Origin of the sequence: Streptomyces sp. NPDC057249 (assembly GCF_042669245.1) — a bacterium.
Classification (GTDB): Bacteria; Actinomycetota; Actinomycetes; order Streptomycetales; family Streptomycetaceae; genus Streptomyces.
Genome location: NZ_JBHUXS010000013.1, coordinates 31,475 through 56,118 on the forward strand (window position 1 = coordinate 31,475; position 24,644 = coordinate 56,118).

Here is a 24,644-nt window from a genome sequence, read left to right on the forward strand (position 1 = left end):
GGCGGCCTCCCGGGATGAGGATCGTACGGGCCTACCGTACGAACGGTCCCCCTCGCACCGCGGAGGTGTCTCCCCGTGCCCACGCCGCACCGCTCGCCCCGTCCCGCCCGGCCCCGCCCCGCGCCCGCGCGGCGCCGGCGGCCGAGAAAGCAGGACGGGCGGCCGCGCTGGGGCATGCGGGTCGCCACCGGGCTCTCGGTCCTGGTGCTCGGGGCGGGCGGGATCGGGCACGCGGTCGTGACGAACCTGGAGAGCGGGATCGACCGCATCGACCCGTTCAAGGACATGAAGAACCGGCCGGCGGGCGGGCGCGGCATGAATCTGCTGCTGGTCGGCACCGACGGCCGCGAGAAGATCAGCGAGGACGAGAAGCGGAAGTACCGGCTGGGCGGTGAACCCTGCCACTGCACGGACACGATCATGCTGGTCCACCTCTCGGCGGACGAGGAGCGCGCCAGCGTCGTCAGCCTCCCCCGCGACAGCTACGCGGAGATCCCGGCGCACCGGGACCGTACGACCGGCGAGGAGCACGCGGCGCACCCGGTGAAGCTGAACGCGGCGTACGCGGAGGGCGGGCCGGCGCTGACCGTGCGCACCGTCGAGCACATGACCGGCGTCAAGATCGACCACTATCTGGAGGTCGACTTCACCAGCTTCATGACCACGGTCGACACCCTCGGCGGGGTGAAGATCTGCACGACCCGCCCGCTGAAGGACTCCTACACGGGCCTGGACCTCGCGCCCGGCCCCCACACGCTCGACGGCGGCCAGGCGCTCCAGTACGTACGGTCCCGGCACATCGACGGGGCCGCCGACCTGGGGCGGATGCAGCGCCAGCAGAAGTTCATGGCGTCGCTGATCAAGCAGGCGACGAGCAGCGGGGTGCTGCTGAACCCGGTGAAGTTCCGGGAGGTCGCCTCGACCATGCTCAAGTCCGTACGGGCCGACCGGGGCTTCGACACGGAGCAGATGCTCTCCATCGGCCGGGCGATGCGGGGGTTCTCGGCGGCCTCGTCCGAATTCGCCTCGGTCCCGATGGGCGATGTCGCGTACCAGGTCAAGGGCATCGGTTCCACGGTGAAGTGGGACCCGGTCAAGTCGAAGCAGCTGTTCACCGCCCTGCGCGAGGACAAACCCCTGACCGCCGCCCGGCCCGCCGAGAAGACCCCCGCGAAGAAGGTGGACGTCCCGCCGCGGCAGATCCGCGTCCAGGTCTACAACGGCACCGCGAAGGACGGCCTCGGTTCCGAGGTCGACGCCGCGCTCCACGCCACCGGCTTCGACACGACCCGGGCGCCGCTCACCGCACCACAGCACGACCTGAAGCGCACCCTGGTCACGTACGACCCGCGCTGGGACCGGTCCGCGAAGACGCTGGCGGCGGCACTGCCGGGCGCCGAGCTGCGGGCGGTGCCGGGGCAGGGGGCGACGATGCGGGTGACCGCGGGCACCGACCACCACACGGTCGCGCGGGTCCACGCGGAGGAGCCGGAGCCCGGGAGGTTCGGCGCGGTGAAGGGGGACGAGGTGGCGTGCGCATGAGGCGGGCGATCCCGGCCCGTCCGGCGCTCGGCCATCCCAGCCCGTCCGGCGTTTAAGGACGGAACCGTTCAGGGGGTGAGCCCGCGCCCACCGGTCGCCTCGCGCCGTCAGTCCTCGATGCCCTCGGCGATCCGCTTCTCGCGGAGCTCCCTGATCGCGCGCCGCCGCGCCAGGCGGTGCGTACGGCGGATCTGCGCCTCCTGGTAACGCCGCTTGTCGCGCTCGGTCTCCGGGACGACCTGCGGTACGGGGCGGGGCCGGCCGTCCGCGTCGACCGCAGCGAACACCAGGTATGCGCTGCCGACCTGGGTCGCCGGCGTCGACTCGTTCCAGCGCTCGGCCATGACCCGGACCCCGACCTCCATGGAGGAGCGGCCGGTCCAGTTGACCTGGGCGCGTACGTGCACGAGGTCGCCGACGCGGACCGGCTCCAGGAAGACCATCTCGTCCATCGAGGCCGTGACGGCGGGCCCGCCGGAGTGCCGGCCGGCCACGGCGCCCGCCGCGTCGTCGACCAGCTTCATGATCACGCCGCCGTGCACCGTACCCAGCAGATTGGTGTCGCTGCCGGTCATGATGTGGCTGAGGGTGGTACGGGAGGCCGCGGTGGGCTTGGCCGGAATGTCGCTCTCCGGGCGCGGAGCCTGATCTGTCATGCCCTCCACCTTATGCGGGGGCCGGAACGGCGTCGCAATGCATCAGCTTCGCAACAGCCCTGGTGCGATTTTCCTCCCGCCCTGTAAGAGGCACGGCCCCGGCCTGCACACTGGTCCGTATGAACGATTGGCCCGAGGGCTGGACCGACGACAACCGCAGCGGCAACCGCTACGGGCAGGGCAGCGCGAGCGAGCGGCCCGAGAGCGCCCGCTCGATGCCGCACGTCCAGCGCCGCCCGGCCCCGCCGCAGCAGCGCCCCGCGCCGCCGAGGCAGCGCCCGGTGCCGCAGCAGCCCTCGGGCTACGACAGCGGCTACCCGCAGTACGACGAGGGTTACGACAGCGGGTACAACACGGGCCAGGTCTACGGCTCCGGCAGCGGCGGCCACGGCCCCGGCTCCGGCGGCGGCGACCGGGGCCCGGCCCAGGGCCGCCCCAGACCCGCGCCCAACTGGGGCCGCCGGATCAAGATCGGCGCGCTGGTCCTGGTCGTCGCGCTGCTCGGCGTCTCCGTCGGCACGTACTTCTGGGCCGACTCCAAGCTGAACCGCGCCGTCGACCTGTCGAAGGTCATCGAGCGGCCGGAGGCGGGCAAGGGGACGAACTACCTGATCGTCGGCTCGGACAGCCGCGAGGGCATGACGTCCGAGGACAAGAAGCGGCTCCACACGGGTTCGGCCGACGGCAAGCGGACCGACTCGATGATGATCCTGCACACCGGCGACAACGGCCCGACGCTGGTCTCGCTGCCGCGTGACTCGAACGTCGAGATCCCGTCGTTCGTCGGTTCCGAGTCCGGTAAGAAGTACCCGGCCACGGGCAAGACGACGAAGCTGAACGCCGCGTACGCCTCGGACGGGCCGGAGCTGCTGGTCCGTACGGTCGAGTACAACACCGGCCTGCACATCGACCACTACGTCGAGATCGGCTTCGGCGGCTTCGCCAAGGTCGTGGACGCGATCGGCGGGGTGGAGCTGGACATCCCGAAGGCGTTCAAGGACAAGTGGTCGGGCGCCGACTTCCAGGCCGGCAAGCAGACCCTGAACGGCCAGGAGGCCCTGGCCTTCGTCCGCACCCGCCACGCCTTCACCTCGGACCTGGACCGCACGAAGAACCAGCAGAAGTTCCTGGCGGCCCTGGCGAGCCAGACGGCGACCTTCTCCACGATCGTCAACCCGTTCAAGCTGTACCCGACGATGGGCGCCGGCCTGGACACGCTGATCGTGGACAAGGACATGTCGCTCTGGTCGCTCGGCAAGATGTTCTTCGCGATGAAGGGCGTCACCGGCGGCGAGGGCACGTCGATGAACATGCCGATCGCGGGCAACCTGGGGTCCAACCTCGCCTGGGACAAGGCGAAGGTGAAGAAGCTGGTGGAGCAGCTGAAGAACGACGAGAAGGTCACGGTCACGGAGAACTGAGGGGCGCGGTTCCGCGGCTGGTCGGGGTCTGCGGTTCGGTCTCGTTCAGGTCCTCGTGCAGGGCGCCGAGGACGCGCCCGGTGGGCTCGGCGCGCGCGGACAGCTCCGCGAGCGCCCACCCGGGCAGCCGCCCCGCCACCTCGTCCGGCTCGTCGCCCCGTGCCGGGTCGTCCAGCCCCTGGAGCAGGGCGAACGCGGTCTCCCTGGCCACCTCGCGGGCGATCTCGCCCAGCTCGTCGGCGGTGAGCCCGAGGGCCACGGCGCGCTCGACGGCACCGCCGGCCGCGCCCGCCGCGCGGTAGGCGGCGACCCAGTCGGACGCGGTGGTGCTCCAGGCGTCGATGTCCTGCCACACCATGCGCAGGAACCGGTACCGGGCCAGCTGCGGCAGCCCCTCCTCGGCCTCGGACTCGGCCCACCCCTCGGCGTCCTCGGCCCCGAGGGCGTCGAAGAGCCGGGCGAGCCGGTCCATGTCCTCAGCCATTGCGGAAGTTGCGGGACAGCCAGGGGCTGAGCAGGGCGTGCGGCACCAGCTCCTTGTACGTCTCGTCCCCGGGCAGCGGCACGACGAGCCACTGCCCCGGCGGGAACAGCCGGCCCTTCACGTACGCCGTGCCGCTGTACACGGACCGCAGGAACGCGGGCACGGAGTCCCTGGGCACGTCCTCGAAGACCACCCCGTCGACGGTGATCCGCGCGTCGTCCTCCGGGAACACCTGCACGGTGACGGCCGGGGCCCCGCCCAGCTCCACGAACGCCTCGTGCGGCAGGGACCCGTCGGCGTCGGTCACGGCGAACGCCCCGGCGGCCTCCCGCCGCGAGGTCCGGTCGGCCCCGATGTCGTCGGTGACCGTCACCTCCAGGTCGTACGCCTGGGCGACTTCCCGTACGGCGGTGACGGCGGCCTCGGTGGTGGGCAGGCGGGGGTGCGTCACGCGGTATGGGCGGCGTAGGTGACGAAGGCGGCCCAGGCATGCGGGGCGTGGGCGAGGTGGGCGCGGTGGATGTCCTTGGAGTCCCGGACGAGGACGGTGCCGGACGTGGCGGCAACCTCGATGCAGTTGTTGCCGCTGCTGCTGTCGCTGTAGCTGCTCTTGAACCAGTTCATCGCAGAAGCGTTCCCGGCAGAGGGGTTGTCGGTCATGTCTCTCCCAGCACTTGCTTGATCAAGGCCAGTGACTCCGCTGGCGTAAGGGCCTGGGCTCGGATCATGCCATACCTCAGTTCCAGGATTCGGAGCTGTTTCGGGTCAGTGACTGGGCGTCCGTTGAAGGCGCCCCATGAGCGACCGACTGCCGTGCCGTCACCGAACTTCAACACCTCGATCCCACCGTCCAACCCAGGATGTGTCTCGCAGTTGAGCGGCATGATCTGCAAGGACACGTTCCTCATGTGCGCAATGACGAGCAGGCGCTCCGACTGCCTTCGCCATTCCGCTCTGCCGCCGATAGGCCGGCGCAGCGCAGCCTCTTCCAGGACAAAGCTGAGCGTCGGGGCCGGCGTGCGATCGAAGATCGCACGACGCGCCATTCGGGCCGCGACCCCGCGCTCGACCTCATCGCACGAATAGGACGGCTGCCGGGTCTCCAGGAGGGCCCGAGCGTGCCCCTCCGTCTGCAAGAGGCCATGAATGCCATGCTCGGCATACACCGCCACCTCCACGGCCCGAGCCTCCATCTTCGCCAAATCCCGAACCTTCTTCGGGTACCGCACCGTCGCCAAGTCCTGCTTCATCACCGCGATCTTGCCGTGCGCGCCCAAGAGGTCATCCGACTTGTCCAGGTACTCGGGCCGGGGGATGCGCCTGCCGCCCTCGACCTTGTAGATCAGGTCCTCCCCGTACCCGATCAGTACTCCGAACTCCGCCGCCCGCATCCCCGCCGCCTCGCGCCACGCCTTGAGCTGGCGGCCCACGGCGGCGACCACCGCCGCGCCCGACTCGTCCTCGGGATCGACGTCCCAACCGTGCTCGTCCGTCTCGTTGTTGGCGCTCATCCGTACCCCACTTCCGACGTGCGTGCCGTTCTTCTTCAACCGCTGACGTCCCCATACGTCACGCCGGACAGCCGGGACAACGCCGGACAAGCGCCGGACACTCACCGCACCGGGACGTGGCCCACCGGGTCGCGGGTTTCCGCGACCCGGTGCGCCACGACGTCACATGCTTTGAAAGAACCTCGGGAAAGAACCCAACCTCACCCCACCCGAACCCCGTCCGAACGCCAATCACTCGCGCGGGTGACAAATGCCAACTGAGCTGGATTTGGGGTCGGTTGTCGGGCATATGCTCGCGGCACCCACCCCAGACACGAGTCGGCCCCGACCGGGACAGCGAATCCCGGGCAGGGCCTGACCACCGAGGAAGATAGGCCCCTTCCCGATGACTGCCCAGCAGGCTATCGCGCCCCCGTGCGCCCCGCCCGGTTCCCCCGGCGACGTCACACCGACCTCCGGTGTCATCCACGTCAACGCCCGCCACACGTCCGGCTTCACGGTCATCGGCAACCACCTCGCGCAGCACGGAGACCTCTCCCTCCTCGCGATCGGGCTCGCCGTCCACATCCAGTCACTGCCCGAGGGCGCGAAGATCGGCGTCAAGGTGCTCGCCGCGCGCTTCCCGGAGAGCGAGATGCGGATCGCCGCCGCGCTGCGCGAGCTGGAGGAAGCGGGTTACCTGCGCCGCATCCGTGTACGCCTGCGGGACGGCCGCGTACGCACGCGTACGGAGTCGCACAACCGGCCGTACGCCACGCCCCTGGCACCCCCGGAGCCGTACACCGCCCCGCGCGCCACGACTCCGCCGCCCGCCGAGCCGGACGACCGCACCGCCGCCCCAGCGCCTCCGCCCCGGCGGCCGCAACCCGCGCCATGGCCACTCCCCCGGCCCGCCATCCCCACCAACGCCCTCCACCGGACCGCCGCCCTGCTCCTCGCGGACCTCCGCCGCCACGCGCCCGTGCTGACGCTCTCCGAGGCGGACATCGCCACCCTCACCCCGGGGGTGGCAGCCTGGCTGGAGCGCGACGCGCACCCCGACGCCATCCGCCGGGCCCTCACCGCAGACCTCCCGGCACCCCTCGCCCACCCGGCCCGCCTCCTCCGCCACCGGATCACGGCCCTCCTGCCACCCCCGCTCCCGGCCCCGTCCGCGCCGCCCACCGTCATCCCGCTCCAGAACTGCGACGACTGCAACAGAGCCTTCCGTGCGCCGGAGCCGGGCGCCTGCCGCGACTGCCGTAACGCACAGCCGTAAGCCCTGGCAGACGCTCACTCTCAGCCCACTCGTCGCCGGGCCTCACAACATGCCCGTCATCAAGAACGTCGCGGAAGCCCGCAAAGACCTCGCCCTGGCCACCCTCGCAGCCATCACACATGCCGACAATCCCGACGTCGGTGCCATACTGAAAACGCTGTCCGCAGCACTGCGGGACGCGCCCGAGGACATCACCGACCCCATCGTCGAACTCACAGCTCAAGGCCTGGGCAGTCGTCCGGTCGCACAACAGTGGAGGAACCTGGTGGCCGTGGACACTTCTTTCTACAAGTCCGCCATGTCGGAGGAGATCCGGGACGAGGGCCGGGCGGAAGGCCGGGCAGAAGGCCGGGCGGAAGGTCTCCTGCTGCTTCTCGGGGTACGCGGCATCGCCCTCGCCGACGCGGACCGCGAGAAGATCGCCACCTGCACCGACCCCCAGCTCCTGCACCGTTGGCTCCAGCGCGCCACCACGGCCTCCTCCGCCGAAGAGGTGTTCCGCACCCCGTGACCGATCCCACCGCCACCGACGTCATGGCCGAGCTCGCCGCGCTGGACGACCCCAAGGCGCGCGCCGTCAACGCGCGGCATGGCGACGACCACGGGGTGAACCTCACCAAGCTGCGCGCCCTCGCCAAGCGGCTGGGGAAGCGGCACGAGCTGGCCGTCGAGCTGTGGGAGAGCGACGACACCGCCGCGCGGCTCGTCGCGTTGCTGGTCTGCCGGCCGAAGGCGTACGCGCGGGACGAGCTGGACCGGATGCTGCGCGAGGCGCGGGCACCGAAGGTGCACGACTGGCTGGTGGGCTACGTGGTGAAGAAGAGCCCGTACGCGGAGGAGCTGCGCCTCGCCTGGACGGAGGATGCCGATCCGGTCGTCGCGAGCGCCGGGTGGGCGTTGACCGCCGACCGGGTCGTGAAGAAGCCCGACGGCCTCGACCTGGACGCGCTGCTCGACGTCATCGAGGCGGAGATGCGGGACGCCCCCGACCGCCTCCAGTGGGCCATGAACACCTGCCTCGCCCGGATCGGCATCGAGCACCCGGAGCACCGCGCCCGCGCGCTGGACATCGGCGAGCGGCTGAGCGTGCTCAAGGACTACCCGACGCCCCGGGGGTGCACGTCGCCGTACGCCCCGGTGTGGATCGGGGAGATGGTGCGGCGCAAGGGCGAGGCGTAACGCTAGAGCGCGTCGCGCCAGACCGTCAGGTCGCCCATGACGAACGCGAGGTCGGGTATCGCGGTCGACTTCGTCGTGATCACGTACAGCGCGATGTCTCCCGAGTCGTTCATGACGCAGATCTCGCTCCCGCTCGCCGAGCCGGCCAGCGGAAGGCTGCGGATCTTGCTGTGCGGGAGGAACAGGCGGCACTCGTCGAGCGTGGCGCCCGCCTTGCCGGACATCGGCATGAAGACGCTCGTGTCGCTCGTCAGTTCGCAACCGGTCGACTTGCAGCTGAAGCGGATGTCCCCCGAGTCGCCGTCCAGCTTCTTGTACGGATTCGCGAGGTCTATCGAGTGCTTCGCGTCCACCGAGATCGGGGCGTACGGCTCCGCCTGCGGCTCCCGGGGCGAGGGCGACGGGCTCGGCGCGGTCAGCGCCTCGGCGGCCTCGCCCTCCGACGAGGGCCCCTGCGACTCCGGCGTCGTCTTCCGCGCCCCCGACGACGGGGTGGCCGACTCGGACGCCCCCGCGTCGTTCCGGTGCTCTCCCCCGCCCATGGGCCCCATCGCCCGCCAGGCCAGGCCGAGGACCAGCAGCGCGCTCACCACCCCGACGGCCGACACCAGCGCGACGCGTCGCCTGCGGGCCCCGCGCTCGGCCGGGTCCGCGGGCCGGGGCGGCGGCGCGGCCCACGGGTCCGACCGCACCAGGGTGGACTCGGGCACCGGGGCCGGAACAGTGACTTCCGGGCCGGTGATCTCCCGCCACACGGCGTGCGCCCCGTCCGCGTCGGCCTCCGCGGCCAGCCGCTCCCGGCACCATTCCGCGATCTCCGCGGGGGCGGGCCGCTCGGCCGGGTCGGTGGCCAGGCACCGGGCGAACAGCGGCCGCAGGGCCTCGGGCAGCAGGGTCAGGTCGGGCTCGGAGTGGATGATCCGGTACAGCACGTAGACGCCGGGGCCGTCTCCGTAGAGCGGCTTGCCCAGCGCCGCGAACGCCGCCGTCTGGGCCAGGGCGAAGACGTCGCTCGCCGCCGTGGCGCCCTCCCCGGAAGCCTGCTCCGGGGCCATGTACGAGGGGGTGCCGATCGGGTGCCCCGTCGTGGTGTACGACGTTCCGTCGGTGGCGAGGGCGATGCCGAAGTCGATCACGCGCGGCCCGTCGGCGGCCAGCAGCACGTTGGACGGCTTCAGGTCCCGGTGCACGATGCCTTCGGCGTGGATGGCCTGAAGCGCCTCCGCCATCCCCGCCATCAGCGACAGCAGGGCGGGCGCCGGCAGGGGGCCCTGACGGGCAACCGCCTGGGCGAGCGACGGACCGGGCACGTACAGCGTGGCCAGCCAGGGCGGCGCGCCCTCCGCGTCGGCGTCGATCAGCTCGGCCGTGTAGGTGCCGCGCACCCGCCGGGCCGCCCGGACCTCCCGGCCGAACCGCCTCCTGAAGTCCGGGTCGTCCGCCAGCTCCGGCCGTACGACCTTGACCGCCACGGCCCGGCCGTCCTCGGTGTGCGAGAGGTAGACCCGGCCCATGCCGCCCGCACCGAGGCGGGCGGCGAGCCGGTAGCCCGCCACTTCGGCCGGGTCGGTCGCCTGAAGTGGCTCGAAGACATCCGTCACGTCCATCGGCCCGCTCCCCCACTGTGATGCACTGGCCAACGACCGCAGCCTAACAACGGCCCGACGCGAGTTGATCAGCGCACGCATGCGACAGCCCCCGGCGGCGTGGCCGGGGGCTGCGCCGGGGCCTTGTTACGGCAGGTTCCGCGCCATCACGATCCGCTGAACTTGGTTCGTGCCCTCATAAATCTGGGTGATCTTGGCGTCGCGCATCATCCGCTCCACCGGGTAGTCCCGCGTGTAGCCGTAGCCGCCGAGGAGCTGGACCGCGTCCGTGGTGATCTCCATCGCGACGTCGGAGGCGAAGCACTTGGCGGCGGCGCCGAAGAACGTGAGGTCGGCGTCGACGCGCTCGGACTTGGCGGCGGCCGAGTACGTGAGCTGGCGGGCGGCCTCCAGCTTCATGGCCATGTCGGCGAGCATGAACTGGACGCCCTGGAAGTCCGCGATCGGCTTGCCGAACTGCTTGCGCTCCTGGACGTACCCCTTGGCGTAGTCCAGCGCGCCCTGGGCGACGCCGAGGGCCTGGGCCGCGATGGTGATGCGGGTGTGGTCCAGGGTCTTCATCGCGGTGGCGAAGCCGGTGCCCTCCTCGCCGATCATGCGGTCGGCGGGGATGCGGACGTTGTCGAAGTAGACCTCGCGGGTCGGGGAGCCCTTGATGCCGAGCTTCTTCTCCGGGGCACCGAAGGAGACGCCCTCGTCGGACTTCTCCACGACGAAGGCCGAGATGCCCTTGGAGCGCTTCTCCGGGTCCGTGACGGCCATGACCGTGTAGTACTCGGAGACGCCCGCGTTGGTGATCCAGCGCTTCACGCCGTTGAGGACCCAGAAGTCGCCGTCGCGCACGGCGCGGGTCTTCATGCCGGCCGCGTCGGACCCCGCGTCCGGCTCGGAGAGGCAGTACGAGAACATGCCGTCGCCCTTGGCCAGCGGGCCCAGGTACTTCTTCTTCAGGGCCTCGGAGCCGGACAGGACGACCGGGAGCGAGCCGAGCTTGTTGACGGCCGGGATCAGGGAGGAGGACACGCAGGCGCGGGCCACCTCCTCGATCACGATGACCGTGGCGAGCGCGTCGGCGCCGGCGCCGCCGTACTCCTCCGGTACGTGGACCGCGTGCAGATCGGCGGCGGTGAGGGCGTCCAGCGCCTCCTGCGGGAAGCGGGCCTCCTCGTCGACCGCGGCCGCGAACGGGGCGATCTTCGCCTCGGCGAGCGCACGCACCGTCTCACGGAGCATCTCGTGCTCCTCAGCCGGACGGTACAGGTCGAAATCGGTCGAACCCGCCAAGACGCTCACACTCCCAGGGTGCTAACTACCGTTAAGTAACCCAATTTTAGGTGTTCGACCCTCCCCCGGCATACGCGCTCGGGCCGTGAGCTGCGCGACAGCCGGAAAGGGGAGCCTTCACGGGCGGGACTATGCTCGTGCACCGCATCTCTGTCCGCACCTCACAGGAGGACTGCATGGCCCTCAGGATCACCGTGATCGGCACCGGCTATCTGGGCGCCACGCACGCCGCGGCCATGGCGGAACTCGGCTTCGAGGTCCTGGGCCTCGACGTGGTGCCCGAGAAGATCGAGATGCTGTCCGCCGGCCGGGTCCCGATGTACGAACCGGGCCTGGAGGAGATGCTCCAGCGGCACGTCGCGGGCATCGAGGGCTCCACCGGACGGCTGCGGTTCACCACCTCCTGGGAAGAGGTCGCCGACTTCGGCGACGTGCACTTCGTCTGCACCAACACTCCCCAGAAGCACGGCGAGTACGCCTGCGACATGACCTACGTCGAGAGCGCCTTCGACTCGCTGGCCCCGCTCCTGACCCGCCCCGTCCTCGTCGTCGGCAAGTCCACCGTGCCCGTCGGCTCCGCCGCCCGCCTCGCCGCCCGCCTCGCGGAGCTGGCCCCCGTGGGCGCCGACGCCGAGCTGGCGTGGAACCCGGAGTTCCTGCGCGAGGGCTTCGCGGTGGACGACACGCTGCACCCGGACCGGATCGTCGTCGGCGTGGCGGGCGAGCGGGCCGAGAAGGTGCTGCGCGAGGTGTACGCCGTCCCGGTCGCGGAGGGCTCCCCGTTCGTCGTGACGGACTACCCGACCGCCGAACTGGTGAAGACGGCCGCCAACTCCTTCCTGGCCACCAAGATCTCGTTCATCAACGCCATGGCCGAGGTCTGCGAGGCCGCCGACGGCGACGTCGCGAAGCTGGCCGAAGCCATCGGCCACGACGAGCGCATCGGAAGGAAGTTCCTGCGGGCCGGCATCGGCTTCGGCGGCGGCTGCCTGCCCAAGGACATCCGCGCCTTCATGGCCCGCGCCGGTGAGCTGGGCGCCGACCAGGCGCTGACGTTCCTGCGCGAGGTCGACTCGATCAACATGCGCCGCCGGGGCCACATGGTCGAGCTGGCCCGCGAGGCCGTGGGCGGCGGCTCCTTCCTCGGCAAGCGGGTCGCCGTGCTGGGCGCCACCTTCAAGCCCGACTCGGACGACGTACGCGACTCGCCCGCGCTCAACGTGGCCGGCCAGATCCACCTCCAGGGCGGCCAGGTCACCGTCTTCGACCCGAAGGGCATGGAGAACGCCCGCCGCGTCTTCCCCACCCTCGGTTACGCGGAGAGCGCGCTCGACGCGGTGCGCGGCGCGGACGTCGTGCTGCACCTGACGGAGTGGCGCGAGTTCCGCGAGCTGGACGCGGCGGCGCTGGGCGCGGTCGCGGGCCACCGGATCATCCTCGACGGGCGCAACGCGCTCGACCCCGCCGCGTGGCGCGAGGCCGGCTGGACCTTCCGCGCGATGGGCCGCCCGACCGCCTGACCCGCACCGCTTCTCAGCCGCGCCTCGCGCGGTACGTACGCATCTTGGCGCGGGCGCCGCACACCGACATCGAGCACCAGCGGCGGCGCCCCGCCGGGCTGCGGTCGTAGTAGGCCCAGCGGCAGTCCGCCGCCTCGCACGCCTTGAGCCTGGCCCAGGTCCCGTCGGCCGACGCGGCGGCGATGGCGGCGGCGATCCGTGCGGTCAGCCCGGGCGGAGCCTCCACCGGGCGGAGCGCCGCCCCGCCCGCCGCGTCCACGGTGACCCGCAGCGGCGCCTCGGCGAGCAGCCGCTCCAGCAGGCGCGACGGGTCGTCGTCGTCCGGGCGGTGGCCCGCGTGGACCAGGCAGACCGCGCGCAGGGCCTCGCGGAGCACGCGCGCCGCCGGCACGTCCGGCTCCGCGAGGGCGAAGGCGGCGCGTCCCTCCGCCGTGTCGAGGCTGTCCGCGCCGGTCTCGACGTTCAGGCTGTTGACCAGCGCTTCGACCAGCGCGAGTCCGCCGGGCGCGGAATCCCTCTCATTCATGGTTGCGACGTTACCCCCGATGCGAGAGCATGCGGTCACGGTTACCGGTTGGACCCATCAAACGGTAACCGCCTGTCCGTAGTCTGCCCGAGGAGGAAGCAACATGGCTCTGGCCGCAGTGGGTGCCGTCGTCCTGGACTGCCCCGACCCCGTCGCTCTGGCGAACTTCTACGCGGCGCTGATCGGCGGCGAGGTGGAACAGCAGGAGGACTGGGTGGACCTCAGGGGAGGTGCGGGCGCCCCGCTCGCCTTCCAGGCCGCCCCCGGCTTCGTACCGCCGAAGTGGCCGAGTGCCGACGCCTCGCAGCAGTTCCACCTGGACCTGACCGTGGACGACCTGGACGCGGCGGAGCGGGAGGTGCTGGCGCTGGGTGCGACGGTGCTGGATGCGGACGACCGGGAGCGCACCTTCCGGGTGTACGCCGACCCGGCGGGGCACCCGTTCTGCCTCTGCGCCTGCTGACCGGGCGAGCGCCCCGTCGGCTCAGGCCGCCGGGGCGTCCAGCTCCTCGATCGTGGCGTGCGACGGGCCGCGCCGGGCGCGCAGGTCCCGTGCCACGTCCTCGGCGGCGCGCAGCACCCGTACGGCGTTCTGCCAGGTGAGCTTGGCCAGGTCGGCGGCGGACCAGCCCCGGCGCAGCAGCTCCGCGATCAGGTTCGGGTAGCCGGCGACGCTCTCCAGGCCCTGCGGGAGGAAGGCGGTGCCGTCGTAGTCGCCGCCGATGCCGATGTGGTCGACGCCGGCGACCTCGCGCATGTGGTCGAGGTGGTCGGCGATGGTGGCCGCGGTCGCGGCCGGGCGCGGGTTCGCCGCCTCGAACGCGGCGTGCAGCTTCATCGCGCGCTCGGTGGTGTCCAGGTGGTGCAGCCCGTGCGCGCGCAGGTTCTCGTCGGCCGCCCGCGTCCAGGCGACGGCCTCGGGCAGGACGAACTTCGGCACGAAGGTGGCCATGGCGATGCCGCCGTTGGCCGGGAGCCGGCCGAGGACGTCGTCGGGGATGTTGCGCGGGTGGTCGCAGACGGCGCGCGCGGAGGAGTGCGAGAACATCACCGGCGCGACGGAGGTGGTGAGCGCGTCCCGCATGGTCGTCGCCGCGACGTGCGAGAGGTCGACCAGCATGCCGGTGCGGTTCATCTCGCGGACGACCTCGTGGCCGAACGGCGAGAGGCCGCCCACCCCGGGCTCGTCGGTCGCGGAGTCCGCCCAGGCGATGTTGTCGTTGTGGGTGAGCGTCATGTAACGGACGCCCAGGGCGTGCAGGCCGCGCAGGGTCCCCAGCGAGTTCGCGATGGAGTGGCCGCCCTCGGCGCCCATCAGGGAGGCGATCCGGCCCTCGGCGCGGGCGGCCTCCATGTCGTCGGCGGTCAGGGCGCCCCGGAGGTCGGCCGGATAGCGGTCGAGCAGTTCGGCGACGACGTCGATCTGTTCCAGGGTCGCGCTGACGGCGGCGTCGCCCGCGAGGTCGGAGCGCACGTAGACGGACCAGAACTGGGCGCCGACGCCCCCGGCGCGGAGCCGGGGGATGTCGGTGTGCAGGTGGGCCGACTGGTCGGTGGCGATGTCGCGTACGGCCAGGTCGTAGCCGACCTGCTCGCGCAGCGCCCACGGCAGGTCGTTGTGGCCGTCGACCACCGGGTACTCGGCGAGGAGTGCCCGGGCCCGGTCCAGTCGGTCCGTCATGGTGCCCTACTTCCCGAAGCCGAAGGAGTCCGCGCCCGCCGCCTTCTGGCGCAGCCGCTTGCCCTTCTCGGTCGCCTGGTCGTTCAGGTCGCCCAGGAACTCCGTCATCCGGCCCTGGAGCTCGGGGTCGGCAGCGGCCAGGATGCGGACGGCCAGCAGTCCGGCGTTGCGCGCCCCGGCGACGGAGACCGTGGCGACGGGGATGCCGGCGGGCATCTGGACGATGGACATGAGGCTGTCCATGCCGTCCAGGTACTTCAGCGGGACCGGTACGCCGATGACGGGCAGCGGGGTGACCGAGGCGAGCATGCCGGGCAGGTGGGCGGCGCCGCCCGCGCCCGCGATGATCGCCCTGAGGCCGCGGCCCGCCGCGTTCTCGCCGTACGCGATCATCTCGCGCGGCATGCGGTGGGCCGAGACGACGTCGACCTCGTACGGGATCGCGAACTCGTCCAGGGCCTTGGCCGCCGCTTCCATGACGGGCCAGTCGGAGTCCGAGCCCATGACGATGCCGACGACGGGCGCGGCGGAGGCGGGGGAGGTCATTCGGTGATCGTTCCTCGCAGGTAGTCGGCCGCGTGCCGGGCGCGCTCGCGCACGTCCGCCAGATCGTCGCCGTAGGTGTTGACGTGTCCGACCTTGCGGCCGGGCTTCACGTCCTTTCCGTACATGTGGATCTTGAGCTGCGGGTCGCGCGCCATGCAGTGCAGGTAGCCCTGGTACATGTCCGGGTAGTCGCCGCCGAGGACGTTGCACATGACCGTCCAGGGGGCGCGGGGGCGCGGGTCGCCGAGGGGGAGGTCCAGGACCGCGCGGACGTGGTTGGCGAACTGCGAGGTGATCGCGCCGTCCATGGTCCAGTGGCCGGAGTTGTGCGGGCGCATGGCCAGCTCGTTGACGAGGATGCGGCCGTCACGGGTCTCGAACAGCTCGACCGCGAGGTGCCCGACGACGCCCAGCTCGGAGGCGATGCGCAGCGCGAGCTGCTGGGCCTCGCCCGCCAGTGCCTCGTCCAGCTCGGGGGCCGGGGCGATGACCGTGTCGCAGACGCCGTCCACCTGGACGGACTCGACGACCGGGTAGGCGACGGCCTGGCCGTGCGGGGAGCGCACGATGTTCGCCGCCAGCTCCCGTACGAAGTCGACCTTCTCCTCGGCGAGCACCGGGACTCCGGCCCGGAACGGCTCGGCCGCGTCCGCCTCGGAGCGGACCACCCAGACGCCCTTGCCGTCGTAGCCGCCGCGCACGGTCTTGAGGACGACCGGGAAGCCACCGCCCTCCGCCGCGAAGGCCGCGACGTCGGCCGGGTTCTCCACGAGGCGGTGGCGGGGGCAGGGCGCGCCGATCTCGGTGAGCTTCGCGCGCATCACCCCCTTGTCCTGGGCGTGCACCAGAGCGTCGGGGCCGGGGCGCACGGGGATGCCGTCCGCCTCCAGGGCCCGCAGATGCTCGGTGGGCACGTGCTCGTGATCGAAGGTGATCACGTCACAGCCGCGCGCGAAGGTCCTCAGCGTCTCCAGGTCGCGGTAGTCGCCGACGACGACCTCACCCGCCACCTGGGCCGCGGAGTCCTGAGCGGTGTCGCTGAGGAGCTTGAACTTGATGCCGAGGGGGATGCCCGCCTCGTGGGTCATACGGGCGAGCTGACCGCCACCGACCATGCCGACTACCGGGAACGTCACGCTCCCAGGGTATCCGCACCACCCGCCCGCGCCCGTGGGCGGGTGCCGGGCCCGCGCCACACGCGTTCCGTACGCACAGGCGTCCGGCGGGCGACCTGGTTAGCATGGCCGGGTTGACGGAACCCGGAGCGGGACCTACGGACGGACTGAGCGATCACATGAGCGAGCGAGGCGCACTGCGGGCCCGGCTGGAGCTGCTGGCCCGGGAGATCGCCAAGTTCGGCGTGGTCGGCGCCTTCGGTCTGGTCGTCAACATGGCCGTGTCCAACCTGTTGTGGCGCTACACGGAGATCCCCACGGTGCGGGCCGGTCTGCTCGCCACGTTCGTCGCGATCCTCTGCAACTACGTGGGCTTCCGCTACTGGACGTACCGCGACCGCGACAAGACCGGCCGGACCCGTGAGCTGACCCTGTTCCTGCTGTTCAGCGCGGTGGGCGCGGTGATCGAGACCGGCGTGCTGTACGTGGCGACGTACGGGTTCGGCTGGGACACCCCGGTCCAGAGCAACGTCTTCAAGATCGTCGGGATCGGCGTCGCGACGCTGTTCCGCTTCTGGTCGTACCGGACGTGGGTCTTCAAGGCGCTGCCCGCGCCGGTCGCCGAGGAGCCGGAGGCCGCTGCCGGCAAAGGGGGCCTCGTGACCGTGCCCGCCCCGGGAGCCCGGGTCGAGGCCGATCCCGCGCGTCGCTAGCGGCTACCTGACCGGGCGTTCCGGTTCCGTTCTGTTCTGGGCCATGCGGCTCAGGAAGAGGGCGAAGACCGGGGGCTGCTGCTGGAGGAGTTCCAGGCGTCCGCCGTCCGCCTCGGCGAGGTCGCGGGCGACCGCGAGGCCGATGCCCGTGGAGTTGCGGCCGCTGATGGTCCGCTCGAAGATCCGGGCGCCCAGGTCCGCCGGGACGCCGGGGCCCTCGTCCGTGACCTCGATGACCGCCTGGTTGCCGGTGACCCTCGTGCGCAGCGCGACCGTGCCGCCGCCGTGCATCAGGGAGTTCTCGATCAGCGCGGCCAGGACCTGGGCGACCGCGCCCGGGGTGCCGACGGCGCTCAGCCCGTGTTTGCCGGAGCAGACGATGGCGCGGCCCTCGCTCCGGTAGGCCGGACGCCACTCCTCGATCTGCTGCTTGACGACCTCGTCCAGGTCGAAGACGACCGCCGAGCCGGTCCGGGGGTCGCGGGCATTGGTCAGCAGCCGCTCCACCACGTCCGTGAGCCGTTCGACCTGGGCGAGGGCGATGTGCGCCTCCTCCTTCACGGTCTCCGGGTCGTCGGTCAGCGAGATCTCCTCGATCCGCATGGACAGGGCCGTGAGCGGCGTACGCAGCTGGTGGGAGGCGTCCGCGGCGAGCCGGCGTTCGGCGGTCAGCATCCGGGCGATCCGTTCGGCGGAGGAGTCCAGGACGTCGGCGACGCGGTCCAGCTCGGGCACCCCGTACCGCTTGTGGCGCGGGCGGGGGTCGCCGGAGCCGAGGCGTTCGGCGGTCTCCGCGAGGTCGGTGAGCGGCGAGGCGAGCTTGTCGGCCTGGCGTACGGCGAGGAGGACGGCGGAGACGATGGCCAGCAGCGCCACCGCGCCGATGATCATCAGCGTGCGGCCGACCTCGCGGGTGACGGCGGAACGGGACTCCTCGACGGTGACCGTCTCACCGTGCTCGCCGGTCTCCGTGGCGGTGATCACGCTGCCGCCGGGGCGCTCGCCGACCTCGATGGGGGCGCGGCCGGGCATCTTGACGAGGGCGTAGCGCCTGTCGTCGATCTGCTCGGCGAGCACCCCGGGGTTGATCCGCTCGGAGCCCAGGAGCCGGCTCTCGATGACGCTGATCAGCCGCAGCGCCTCGGAGTCGACGCTCTCCTGGGCGCTGCTGCTGATGGTGCGGGTCTCGACGATGACGAGGGAGACGCCGAAGACGGCGATCACCACGAGCACGACGGCGAGGGTCGAGTTGATCAGTCGTCGGCGCATGCCTGCTTCTGTACGTCGGTCGGCTCGGGCGGTCGGACTCCGGGGACGCTACAGGTGCTAGCTCTTCTCGAAGCGGAAGCCGACGCCCCGGACCGTGGCGATGTAGCGCGGGTTGGCGGCGTCGTCGCCGAGCTTCTTGCGGAGCCAGGAGATGTGCATGTCGAGCGTCTTGGTGGACGACCACCACGTGGTGTCCCAGACCTCGCGCATCAGCTGGTCGCGGGTGACGACCCGGCCCGCGTCCCGGACGAGGACCCGCAGGAGGTCGAACTCCTTCGCGGTGAGCTGCAATTCCTCCTCGCCCATCCAGGCCCGGTGCGATTCGACGTCGATGCGGACGCCGTGCGTGGCGGGCTGGGGGGCGGGCTCGGTGGCGCCGCGCCGCAGCAGGGCCCGGACCCGGGCGAGGAGCTCGGCGAGGCGGAAGGGCTTGGTGACGTAGTCGTCGGCGCCCGCGTCGAGCCCGACGACCGTGTCCACCTCGTCCGCGCGGGCGGTCAGGACGAGGACCGGCACGGTGTGACCCTCGGCACGCAGCCGGCGGGCGACTTCGAGACCGTCCATCCCGGGCAGCCCCAGGTCGAGCACGACCAGGTCGATGCCGCCCTGGAGTCCGGCGTCGAGCGCCGTCGGTCCGTCTTCCCGCACCTCGACCTCGTACCCCTCCCGCCGCAGGGCGCGGGCCAGCGGCTCCGAGATGGATGCGTCGTCCTCGGCGAGCAGTACACGGGTCATGCACTGATGGTAGTCCGCGCGGCGGACAGCCCGGGAGGTGATCCGAGAGCCCTGCGGGACTGGGCGCCGTTACCGGGAGGACCTTCGAATATGCGAGTGTGGTTGCACCTGGACCTGTGATCCATCTCTCAAGTCCTTCCATATCGGGCTCTGTCGTGTCGTATGGTGTCTCAACGCCTATTGCACTACTCAAGGACCTTTGGGCAGCTCTGAGCGCCAAGGGTCTCTTTTGTGTGCGGGGCCGGTACCCGCCGGTCCGGAAGTTTCAGTGAATGACCTGTGGGCCGGGCCCGGACCGCCGATGAAGGCGCTCCGGGTGTGGATCCCGCCGCGGATGGGCGTACGCGCGGCGGTGCCGGCCTCCCCCCACCGGGCGCGTACCCGCTTCATCGAGGCGCCGCGTCCCGAGCACACAAGGATCGATCATGGCGTCCAGCCTGACGAAGGACCCGTCGAGCACCGCTGGTGGCGAGAAGACCTTCTTCGGCCACCCCCGGGGCCTGGCCACGCTCTTCATGACCGAGATGTGGGAGCGTTACAGCTTCTACGGCATGAAGGCACTGCTCCCGCTGTATCTGATCGCGCCCGGCGGCATGCACATGAACGCCACCACGGCCACGGCGATCTACTCGGTCTACATGGCGATGGTCTACCTGCTCGCCATGCCCGGCGGCTGGATGGCCGACCGCTTCTGGGGGCCGCGCAAGACGGTCGCCATCGGCGGCGCCGTCGTCATCCTCGGCCACATCACGCTCGCCGTGCCGAACTCGGTGACCTTCTTCGCGGGCCTGGTGCTCGTGGCGCTCGGTTCCGGGCTGCTGAAGGCGAACATCTCCACGATGGTCGGCCACCTCTACGACGGCCCGGAGGACCCGCGCCGCGACGGTGGCTTCACGCTCTTCTACATCGGCATCAACGTGGGTGCCTTCCTCGCCCCGCTGACCATCGGCACCGTCGGCGAGAACGTCAACTGGCACTTCGGCTTCGCGCTCGCGGCGCTCGGCATGGCCCTGGGCCTCGCGCAGTTCATGCTCGGCACCCGCCACCTGAGCCCGCAGAGCGACGTCGTGGCGACGCCCGCCACCGAGCAGGAGAAGCGGTCCGCCCTGCGCAAGGGCCTGATCTGGCTGGCCGTCGCGGCCGTCCTGTACGGCCTGATGGCCGTCACGGGCAACTTCGCCGACTGGGCCACCGTGCCGCTGAGCATCGCCGGTCTGGTCATCCCGGTCGCGGTCCTGACGCGCATGAAGCGCGACAAGGAGCTGACGTCGACCGAGCAGTCCAAGCTGTCGGGGTACATCTGGTTCTTCGTGGTCGCCGCCGTCTTCTGGATGATCTACGACCAGAACGGCTCGACCCTGTCGATCTTCGGCGAGAACTCGACCACGAACCACCTGCTGGGCTTCGACTTCCCGACGTCCTGGTACCAGTCGCTGAACCCGATCTTCATCATGGCGATCGCCCCCGTGGTCGCCTCGGGCTGGCTGTGGCTGAACAAGCGCGGCAAGGAGCCGAGCACCGCCGTCAAGTTCGCCTCCAGCCTCGTGCTGATCGGCATCTCCTTCGTCGTCTTCCTGATCCCGCTGATCGACACCGCCGCCAACGGCGGCCGGGTCAGCCCGATGTGGCTGGTGGCGATCTACTTCATCCAGACGGTCGCGGAGCTGTGCCTCTCGCCGGTCGGCCTGTCGGTGACCACCAAGATGGCCCCGGCGAAGTACAGCGCGCAGATGATGGGCGTGTGGTTCCTCGCGGTCACCGCGGGCGACTCCCTGACCGGTCTGCTGACGGCCCCGGCGATCGGGGTCGACCTGGACACCACGGGAGCGGTCGCCTTCGAGGCGGTCCTCGCGGTCATCGCCGGTGTGGGCATCTGGATGTACCGCAAGAAGGTCTCCCGGAACATGGGCGACGTGCACTGATCCCGTAGCCCGTACGGGAAGACGGAAGGGCCGCCGCACCGATTCGCCGGTGCGGCGGCCCTTCCGTACGCCTGGTGCCCCGGGACGCCGTTACGCCGGGGCGGCCAGCTCCGCCCACACGGTCTTGCCGGGCTCGCCCGGCACGCGCACGACCCCCCAGTCCAGGCAGAGCCGCTGCACGATGAACATGCCGTGGCCGCCGGGGCGCCCGGCCCGGTGCGGCGTACGCGGCGAGGGCTGGCCCGCGCCGCCGTCGGCGACCTCCACGCGGAGCGCCTTGGCGCTGCGGGCGATCCGGAGCTCGTCGGGACCGCCCGCGTGCAGGCACGCGTTGGTGACCAGCTCGGAGACGACCAGCAGGACGTCCTCCGCGGCGGCGCGGCGGTCGGCGCTGGACGCGGGCAGCCAGCCCCAGTCGTGGAGCGCCTGGCGGGCGAAATCACGGGCCGTCGGCACGATGCCGGTGGCCTCCCGCAACGACAGCGTGCGCCACTGCCGCTCGGCGGCCTCGGCCGGCCGGACGGGCTCGGCGGAGGAAACGCCCGCGCCCTCCGGCTCGCGGCCGAGGTCGCCCGGCGGATGCTGCCGGGTGGTGCTCATCAGCGCTTCACCTCACCGATTCACCATGTCGCCATTGGACAGATAAGAACCATTGAACAGATACGACTATTGAATACCGATACGGACACTGATACAGGAACCGCACAGGCACGGAGGGCCAGGCCGCCCGGGCTCGCCGGAAGATCTCCTGCCCGGCCGAACCGAGACCACACCCCTTACCGCTTCGCGGATCGCGTAACTCACGCGACGGGCGAGGCGGCAGGGCACGCCGGAGCGCGGCCCGGTCAGGTCTCCAGCGCCTCGGCGAGGGAGGCGTGGACGGTGAATACCGCCTCGGCCCCGGTGATCTCGAAGACCCGCGCCACCACGGGCTGCATCGCGGCCAAATGAACCCCTCCCCCGGCTGCCTCCGCCTTGAGGCGTGCACCGAGCAGCACGTTCAGCCCGGTGGAATCACAGAAGTCGAGTCGCGAGCAGTCGACCACCAGGCGCGCACGCCCCTGTTCGACCGCGCTCTCCAGCGGCTCGCGCAGCAGATCCGCCGTGTGGTGGTCGAGCTCACCCACGGGTGTCACCACCTCGCTGCACCCCTCGGTCCGGACCTCGACCTGAAGCCGACCCCGGTTCGCACTGCCGACCGTCCCGCGGTCCATGCCCGTCCCTCTTCACCGCTCGTCACTGTCCGCATCCCCGTCCTGCGGATGCGTGCACAGCTGTCACTGATGTTCTTGGAACAGTACGCGTTCCCTCGCCCACGCGGTAGCCAGAGACCTCAACAAAGCGGACATATACGGGTAATTGGAGGTTGTACCGAGTCATGGCGAGCGGGTAAGGGTAGAGGGACCCCAAAAACACGCGACCGGCTTCGGAGGCGCCGCTTCACCGCAGGAACACGTATGGGCATCGGCAGCCATATGCCGAGAACGATGGAGGAGACCACATGTCACCCCGGCTCGACGTACCGCGTACCCACAACGCGCCGTCGGCATGTCCTCAGGGACTGACCGAATCACACACCGAAGCGCTCGACGGACTTGAGGGACTTCCCGAGATCCCGCCCTACACCGAGGTGGGGGCGGTTGACGCCAGGGCCCTGTCGAAGACGCTCTTCACCCGGCTGGAGACCCTCGAAGAGGGCACGCCGGAGTACTCCTACGTACGCAACACGCTCGTCGAGCTGAACCTGGCCCTGGTCAAGTTCGCCGCCTCCCGGTTCCGCTCCCGGAGCGAGCCGATGGAGGATATCGTCCAGGTCGGCACGATCGGCCTGATCAAGGCGATCGACCGCTTCGAGCTCAGCCGGGGCGTCGAGTTCCCGACCTTCGCGATGCCGACCATCGTCGGCGAGATCAAGCGTTTCTTCCGCGACACCAGCTGGTCCGTGCGCGTCCCGCGCCGCCTGCAGGAGCTGCGGCTCGACCTGGCCAAGGCGGGCGACGAGCTCGCCCAGCAGCTCGACCGGGCGCCCACCGTGGGCGAGCTCGCCGACCGCCTCGGCCTCACCCGCGACGAGGTCGTGGAAGGCATGGCCGCCAGCAACGCGTACACCGCGAGCTCGCTCGACGCCAAGCCCGAGGAGGACGAGCACGAGGGCGCGCTGAGCGACCGGATCGGTTACGAGGACCACGGGCTCGAAGGCATCGAGTACGTCGAGTCCCTGAAGCCGCTCATCGCCTCGCTGCCGGGCCGGGACCGCAAGATCCTCTCGCTCCGGTTCGTCGCCAACATGACGCAGTCGGAGATCGGCGAGGAGCTGGGCATCTCCCAGATGCACGTGTCGAGACTGCTCTCGCGCACCCTGGTCAAGCTCCGCAGGGGTCTGACGCTGGACGAGTGAGCCGCCTCCCGCGCCGTGCGCGCGGACAGCCGGAAAGGACCTGCCCCGGCCGGGGCAGGTCCTTCCGCTTTCCGGGACGGCCCTGAGGGGGTCAGACCACGCGGGCGCCGGCCCGCCACACCTCGTGCACGAGCGGCACGCCCGGCCGGTACGCGAGGTGGACGTGGCTGGGCGCGTCCAGGATCACCAGGTCGGCGCGGGCGCCCGGGGCGAGCCGGCCGACGTCGTCGCGCCGCAGGGCCGCCGCGCCGCCCGCCGTGGCGGACCAGAGGGCCTCGTCCGGGGTCATGCCCATGTCCCGCACGGCGAGCGCGATGCAGAACGGCAGGGACGACGTGAACGAGGAGCCCGGGTTGCAGTCCGTGGACAGGGCGACGGTGGCGCCCGCGTCGAGCAGCCGGCGGGCGTCCGGCCAGGCGGCGCGTGTGGAGAACTCGGCGCCGGGCAGCAGCGTCGCGACGGTGTCCGACTGGGCGAGGGCGTCGACGTCCGCGTCGGTGAGATGGGTGCAGTGGTCGGCGGAGGCGGCGTCGAGCTCCACGGCGAGCTGGACGCCGGGGCCGTGGCCGAGCTGGTTGGCGTGCACCCGGGGGTGCAGGCCCCGGGCGCGGCCCGCGGTGAGGATCGCCCGCGCCTGGTCCCCGTCGAAGGCGCCGCGCTCGCAGAAGACGTCGATCCAGCGGGCGTACGGCGCGCAGGCGTCGAGCATCGGGCCGGTGACCAGGTCCACGTAACCGGCCGGGTCGTCGGCGTAGTCCGGGGAGACGATGTGGGCGCCGAGGAAGGTGACCTCGTCGGTGTGGCGGGCGGCGACGCGCAGGGCGCGGGCCTCGTCCTCGACGGTGAGGCCGTAGCCGGACTTGGTCTCGAAGGTGGTGGTGCCCTGGCGCAGGGCCTCGGAGAGGTAGCGGGCGACGTTGGCGGAGAGCTGTTCGTCGGTGGCGGCGCGGGTGGCGGCAACGGTGGTGCGGATGCCGCCCGCGCTGTAGGGGCGGCCGGACATCCGGGCGTTGAACTCCTGGGTCCGGTCGCCCGCGAAGACCAGGTGCGAGTGGGAGTCCACGAAGCCGGGGAGCACGGCCCGGCCGCCCGCGTCGACGGCGTTGTCAGTGGCGGGTGCTTTGCTGGACGGGCCGGTCCAGACGACGCGGTCGCCCTCGATGACGAGGGCCGCGTCCCGGATCAGTCCGAGGGGGGACTCGTCGCCGAGGGAGGGGTCGTTGGTGACCAGTGCGGAGATGTGGGTGATGGCGGTGGTCGTCATCGGGGGACTGCTC

Annotated in this window: 25 protein-coding genes and 1 pseudogene; 10 read left to right on the forward strand and 16 right to left on the reverse strand. The window is 71.3% G+C overall.

Translation table 11 applies throughout. The annotated features are described in order from the left end of the window. The first annotated feature begins 174 nt into the window (after positions 1-174). The gene (locus ACFUJY_RS23410) at positions 175-1,542 is read left to right on the forward strand and encodes an LCP family protein (protein ID WP_383303201.1); all 1,368 of its coding nucleotides are present in this window, start codon (positions 175-177) and stop codon (positions 1,540-1,542) included. A gap of 107 nt (positions 1,543-1,649) precedes the next feature. Here the strand turns inward: ACFUJY_RS23410 and ACFUJY_RS23415 are convergent, their stop codons facing one another. After that, positions 1,650-2,198: an acyl-CoA thioesterase gene (locus tag ACFUJY_RS23415; protein WP_093708548.1), complete on the reverse strand. Its 549-nt coding sequence runs from the start codon at positions 2,196-2,198 to the stop codon at positions 1,650-1,652. Positions 2,199-2,317: 119 nt separating this feature from the next. Here ACFUJY_RS23415 and ACFUJY_RS23420 point away from each other — a divergent pair, with 119 nt between their 5' ends. Beyond that, a complete protein-coding gene (locus ACFUJY_RS23420; RefSeq protein WP_383302811.1) occupies positions 2,318-3,619 on the forward strand; it encodes an LCP family protein in 1,302 nt (433 codons plus the stop codon). Here ACFUJY_RS23420 and ACFUJY_RS23425 read toward each other — a convergent pair. From ACFUJY_RS23425 to ACFUJY_RS23440, 4 genes are read right to left on the reverse strand one after another with little or no spacing between them, the layout of a single operon-like run. Further along, entirely contained in the window at positions 3,606-4,103 is a 498-nt protein-coding gene (locus ACFUJY_RS23425) for a hypothetical protein (RefSeq protein ID WP_383302814.1), read from the reverse strand. The genes ACFUJY_RS23420 and ACFUJY_RS23425 overlap by 14 nt on opposite strands. Beyond that, positions 4,096-4,554, reverse strand: a complete 459-nt coding sequence (locus ACFUJY_RS23430; RefSeq protein WP_383302815.1) for a hypothetical protein — start codon at positions 4,552-4,554, stop codon at positions 4,096-4,098. Before ACFUJY_RS23430 ends, ACFUJY_RS23425 begins: the two co-directional genes overlap by 8 nt. Beyond that, the gene (locus ACFUJY_RS23435; RefSeq protein WP_383302817.1) at positions 4,551-4,763 is read right to left on the reverse strand and encodes a DUF397 domain-containing protein; all 213 of its coding nucleotides are present in this window, start codon (positions 4,761-4,763) and stop codon (positions 4,551-4,553) included. Before ACFUJY_RS23435 ends, ACFUJY_RS23430 begins: the two co-directional genes overlap by 4 nt. Continuing rightward, positions 4,760-5,614 (reverse strand): helix-turn-helix domain-containing protein, encoded by an 855-nt coding sequence (locus ACFUJY_RS23440; RefSeq protein ID WP_383302819.1) that lies wholly within the window; start codon positions 5,612-5,614, stop codon positions 4,760-4,762. The genes ACFUJY_RS23435 and ACFUJY_RS23440 overlap by 4 nt, the downstream gene beginning before the upstream one ends. Positions 5,615-5,999: 385 nt before the next feature. On the opposite strand from ACFUJY_RS23440, the gene ACFUJY_RS23445 reads away from it, so the two are divergent. The 3 genes and pseudogenes from ACFUJY_RS23445 to ACFUJY_RS23455 all read left to right on the forward strand — a co-directional run bounded on the left by ACFUJY_RS23445 (position 6,000) and on the right by ACFUJY_RS23455 (position 8,051). Continuing rightward, positions 6,000-6,872 (forward strand): helix-turn-helix domain-containing protein, encoded by an 873-nt coding sequence (locus ACFUJY_RS23445; protein WP_383302821.1) that lies wholly within the window; start codon positions 6,000-6,002, stop codon positions 6,870-6,872. Beyond that, positions 6,844-7,383: pseudogene (locus ACFUJY_RS23450) on the forward strand (hypothetical protein); the annotation flags it as partial. The gene ACFUJY_RS23445 and the pseudogene ACFUJY_RS23450, both read left to right, overlap by 29 nt. Before the next feature lie 23 nt (positions 7,384-7,406). Next, positions 7,407-8,051, forward strand: coding sequence for a DNA alkylation repair protein (locus ACFUJY_RS23455; RefSeq protein WP_383303204.1), 645 nt, complete (start codon positions 7,407-7,409; stop codon positions 8,049-8,051). Between the two features lie 2 nt (positions 8,052-8,053). On the opposite strand, the gene ACFUJY_RS23460 is transcribed toward ACFUJY_RS23455, so the two are convergent. Continuing rightward, on the reverse strand, positions 8,054-9,658 hold the full coding sequence (locus ACFUJY_RS23460) for a serine/threonine-protein kinase (protein WP_383302823.1): 1,605 nt from the start codon (positions 9,656-9,658) through the stop codon (positions 8,054-8,056). A 126-nt stretch (positions 9,659-9,784) separates the two neighbouring features. Continuing rightward, positions 9,785-10,942 (reverse strand): acyl-CoA dehydrogenase family protein, encoded by a 1,158-nt coding sequence (locus ACFUJY_RS23465; protein WP_073968504.1) that lies wholly within the window; start codon positions 10,940-10,942, stop codon positions 9,785-9,787. A 176-nt stretch (positions 10,943-11,118) separates the two neighbouring features. On the opposite strand from ACFUJY_RS23465, the gene ACFUJY_RS23470 reads away from it, so the two are divergent. Then, positions 11,119-12,462 carry a UDP-glucose dehydrogenase family protein gene (locus tag ACFUJY_RS23470; RefSeq protein ID WP_383302825.1) on the forward strand — a complete coding sequence of 448 codons (1,344 nt, stop codon included), beginning with the start codon at positions 11,119-11,121 and terminating at the stop codon, positions 12,460-12,462. A 13-nt stretch (positions 12,463-12,475) separates the two neighbouring features. On the opposite strand, the gene ACFUJY_RS23475 is transcribed toward ACFUJY_RS23470, so the two are convergent. Continuing rightward, positions 12,476-12,988 (reverse strand): CGNR zinc finger domain-containing protein, encoded by a 513-nt coding sequence (locus tag ACFUJY_RS23475; protein ID WP_383302827.1) that lies wholly within the window; start codon positions 12,986-12,988, stop codon positions 12,476-12,478. Positions 12,989-13,091: 103 nt separating this feature from the next. Between ACFUJY_RS23475 and ACFUJY_RS23480 the strand changes: the two genes are divergently transcribed. Next, positions 13,092-13,451 carry a VOC family protein gene (locus ACFUJY_RS23480; RefSeq protein ID WP_383302829.1) on the forward strand — a complete coding sequence of 120 codons (360 nt, stop codon included), beginning with the start codon at positions 13,092-13,094 and terminating at the stop codon, positions 13,449-13,451. A 21-nt stretch (positions 13,452-13,472) separates the two neighbouring features. Here the strand turns inward: ACFUJY_RS23480 and ACFUJY_RS23485 are convergent, their stop codons facing one another. The 3 genes from ACFUJY_RS23485 to ACFUJY_RS23495 are packed head-to-tail and all read right to left on the reverse strand — an operon-like array spanning position 13,473 to position 16,411. Then, positions 13,473-14,669 (reverse strand): dipeptidase, encoded by a 1,197-nt coding sequence (locus ACFUJY_RS23485; protein WP_383302831.1) that lies wholly within the window; start codon positions 14,667-14,669, stop codon positions 13,473-13,475. A gap of 6 nt (positions 14,670-14,675) precedes the next feature. Continuing rightward, complete coding sequence (purE, locus tag ACFUJY_RS23490; RefSeq protein ID WP_383302833.1) at positions 14,676-15,215, reverse strand: 5-(carboxyamino)imidazole ribonucleotide mutase; 540 nt, start codon at positions 15,213-15,215, stop codon at positions 14,676-14,678. Further along, on the reverse strand, positions 15,212-16,411 hold the full coding sequence (locus tag ACFUJY_RS23495) for a 5-(carboxyamino)imidazole ribonucleotide synthase (RefSeq protein ID WP_383302835.1): 1,200 nt from the start codon (positions 16,409-16,411) through the stop codon (positions 15,212-15,214). Before ACFUJY_RS23495 ends, purE begins: the two co-directional genes overlap by 4 nt. Positions 16,412-16,509: 98 nt before the next feature. Here ACFUJY_RS23495 and ACFUJY_RS23500 point away from each other — a divergent pair, with 98 nt between their 5' ends. Next, positions 16,510-17,043 (forward strand): GtrA family protein, encoded by a 534-nt coding sequence (locus ACFUJY_RS23500; protein WP_383302838.1) that lies wholly within the window; start codon positions 16,510-16,512, stop codon positions 17,041-17,043. Positions 17,044-17,046: 3 nt separating this feature from the next. Here ACFUJY_RS23500 and ACFUJY_RS23505 read toward each other — a convergent pair whose 3' ends face one another. Together ACFUJY_RS23505 and ACFUJY_RS23510 are read right to left on the reverse strand one after the other, a co-directional pair. After that, on the reverse strand, positions 17,047-18,312 hold the full coding sequence (locus tag ACFUJY_RS23505) for an ATP-binding protein (RefSeq protein WP_383302841.1): 1,266 nt from the start codon (positions 18,310-18,312) through the stop codon (positions 17,047-17,049). Between the two features lie 57 nt (positions 18,313-18,369). Next, on the reverse strand, positions 18,370-19,047 hold the full coding sequence (locus tag ACFUJY_RS23510; RefSeq protein WP_018104033.1) for a response regulator transcription factor: 678 nt from the start codon (positions 19,045-19,047) through the stop codon (positions 18,370-18,372). A 425-nt stretch (positions 19,048-19,472) separates the two neighbouring features. Between ACFUJY_RS23510 and ACFUJY_RS23515 the strand changes: the two genes are divergently transcribed. Then, positions 19,473-20,969: a peptide MFS transporter gene (locus tag ACFUJY_RS23515; protein WP_383302844.1), complete on the forward strand. Its 1,497-nt coding sequence runs from the start codon at positions 19,473-19,475 to the stop codon at positions 20,967-20,969. Positions 20,970-21,059: 90 nt separating this feature from the next. On the opposite strand, the gene ACFUJY_RS23520 is transcribed toward ACFUJY_RS23515, so the two are convergent. Both ACFUJY_RS23520 and ACFUJY_RS23525 read right to left on the reverse strand, forming a co-directional pair. After that, complete coding sequence (locus ACFUJY_RS23520) at positions 21,060-21,569, reverse strand: ATP-binding protein (protein WP_383302846.1); 510 nt, start codon at positions 21,567-21,569, stop codon at positions 21,060-21,062. 245 nt (positions 21,570-21,814) lie between these two features. Continuing rightward, positions 21,815-22,183: an STAS domain-containing protein gene (locus ACFUJY_RS23525; RefSeq protein ID WP_383302848.1), complete on the reverse strand. Its 369-nt coding sequence runs from the start codon at positions 22,181-22,183 to the stop codon at positions 21,815-21,817. A gap of 287 nt (positions 22,184-22,470) precedes the next feature. On the opposite strand from ACFUJY_RS23525, the gene ACFUJY_RS23530 reads away from it, so the two are divergent. Beyond that, a complete protein-coding gene (locus tag ACFUJY_RS23530; RefSeq protein WP_383302851.1) occupies positions 22,471-23,367 on the forward strand; it encodes an RNA polymerase sigma factor SigF in 897 nt (298 codons plus the stop codon). A 91-nt stretch (positions 23,368-23,458) separates the two neighbouring features. On the opposite strand, the gene hutI is transcribed toward ACFUJY_RS23530, so the two are convergent. Then, complete coding sequence (gene hutI, locus ACFUJY_RS23535) at positions 23,459-24,631, reverse strand: imidazolonepropionase (RefSeq protein ID WP_383302854.1); 1,173 nt, start codon at positions 24,629-24,631, stop codon at positions 23,459-23,461. Positions 24,632-24,644 lie beyond the last annotated feature (13 nt).

Excerpts from the sequence above, each read along its gene's own strand:
- ACFUJY_RS23475 (WP_383302827.1), bottom strand. The coding sequence starts at position 12,988 with ATGAATGAGAGGGATTCCGCGCCCGGCGGACTCGCGCTGGTCGAAGCG.
- ACFUJY_RS23440 (WP_383302819.1), bottom strand. The coding sequence starts at position 5,614 with ATGAGCGCCAACAACGAGACGGACGAGCACGGTTGGGACGTCGATCCC.
- ACFUJY_RS23505 (WP_383302841.1), bottom strand. The coding sequence starts at position 18,312 with ATGCGCCGACGACTGATCAACTCGACCCTCGCCGTCGTGCTCGTGGTG.
- ACFUJY_RS23420 (WP_383302811.1), top strand. The coding sequence starts at position 2,318 with ATGAACGATTGGCCCGAGGGCTGGACCGACGACAACCGCAGCGGCAAC.
- ACFUJY_RS23510 (WP_018104033.1), bottom strand. The coding sequence starts at position 19,047 with ATGACCCGTGTACTGCTCGCCGAGGACGACGCATCCATCTCGGAGCCG.
- ACFUJY_RS23425 (WP_383302814.1), bottom strand. The coding sequence starts at position 4,103 with ATGGCTGAGGACATGGACCGGCTCGCCCGGCTCTTCGACGCCCTCGGG.
- ACFUJY_RS23525 (WP_383302848.1), bottom strand. The coding sequence starts at position 22,183 with ATGGACCGCGGGACGGTCGGCAGTGCGAACCGGGGTCGGCTTCAGGTC.
- ACFUJY_RS23435 (WP_383302817.1), bottom strand. The coding sequence starts at position 4,763 with ATGACCGACAACCCCTCTGCCGGGAACGCTTCTGCGATGAACTGGTTC.
- ACFUJY_RS23515 (WP_383302844.1), top strand. The coding sequence starts at position 19,473 with ATGGCGTCCAGCCTGACGAAGGACCCGTCGAGCACCGCTGGTGGCGAG.
- ACFUJY_RS23480 (WP_383302829.1), top strand. The coding sequence starts at position 13,092 with ATGGCTCTGGCCGCAGTGGGTGCCGTCGTCCTGGACTGCCCCGACCCC.
- ACFUJY_RS23485 (WP_383302831.1), bottom strand. The coding sequence starts at position 14,669 with ATGACGGACCGACTGGACCGGGCCCGGGCACTCCTCGCCGAGTACCCG.
- ACFUJY_RS23500 (WP_383302838.1), top strand. The coding sequence starts at position 16,510 with ATGAGCGAGCGAGGCGCACTGCGGGCCCGGCTGGAGCTGCTGGCCCGG.
- ACFUJY_RS23530 (WP_383302851.1), top strand. The coding sequence starts at position 22,471 with ATGTCACCCCGGCTCGACGTACCGCGTACCCACAACGCGCCGTCGGCA.
- ACFUJY_RS23415 (WP_093708548.1), bottom strand. The coding sequence starts at position 2,198 with ATGACAGATCAGGCTCCGCGCCCGGAGAGCGACATTCCGGCCAAGCCC.
- hutI (WP_383302854.1), bottom strand. The coding sequence starts at position 24,631 with ATGACGACCACCGCCATCACCCACATCTCCGCACTGGTCACCAACGAC.
- ACFUJY_RS23470 (WP_383302825.1), top strand. The coding sequence starts at position 11,119 with ATGGCCCTCAGGATCACCGTGATCGGCACCGGCTATCTGGGCGCCACG.
- ACFUJY_RS23520 (WP_383302846.1), bottom strand. The coding sequence starts at position 21,569 with ATGAGCACCACCCGGCAGCATCCGCCGGGCGACCTCGGCCGCGAGCCG.
- purE (WP_383302833.1), bottom strand. The coding sequence starts at position 15,215 with ATGACCTCCCCCGCCTCCGCCGCGCCCGTCGTCGGCATCGTCATGGGC.
- ACFUJY_RS23460 (WP_383302823.1), bottom strand. The coding sequence starts at position 9,658 with ATGGACGTGACGGATGTCTTCGAGCCACTTCAGGCGACCGACCCGGCC.
- ACFUJY_RS23410 (WP_383303201.1), top strand. The coding sequence starts at position 175 with ATGCGGGTCGCCACCGGGCTCTCGGTCCTGGTGCTCGGGGCGGGCGGG.
- ACFUJY_RS23445 (WP_383302821.1), top strand. The coding sequence starts at position 6,000 with ATGACTGCCCAGCAGGCTATCGCGCCCCCGTGCGCCCCGCCCGGTTCC.
- ACFUJY_RS23455 (WP_383303204.1), top strand. The coding sequence starts at position 7,407 with ATGGCCGAGCTCGCCGCGCTGGACGACCCCAAGGCGCGCGCCGTCAAC.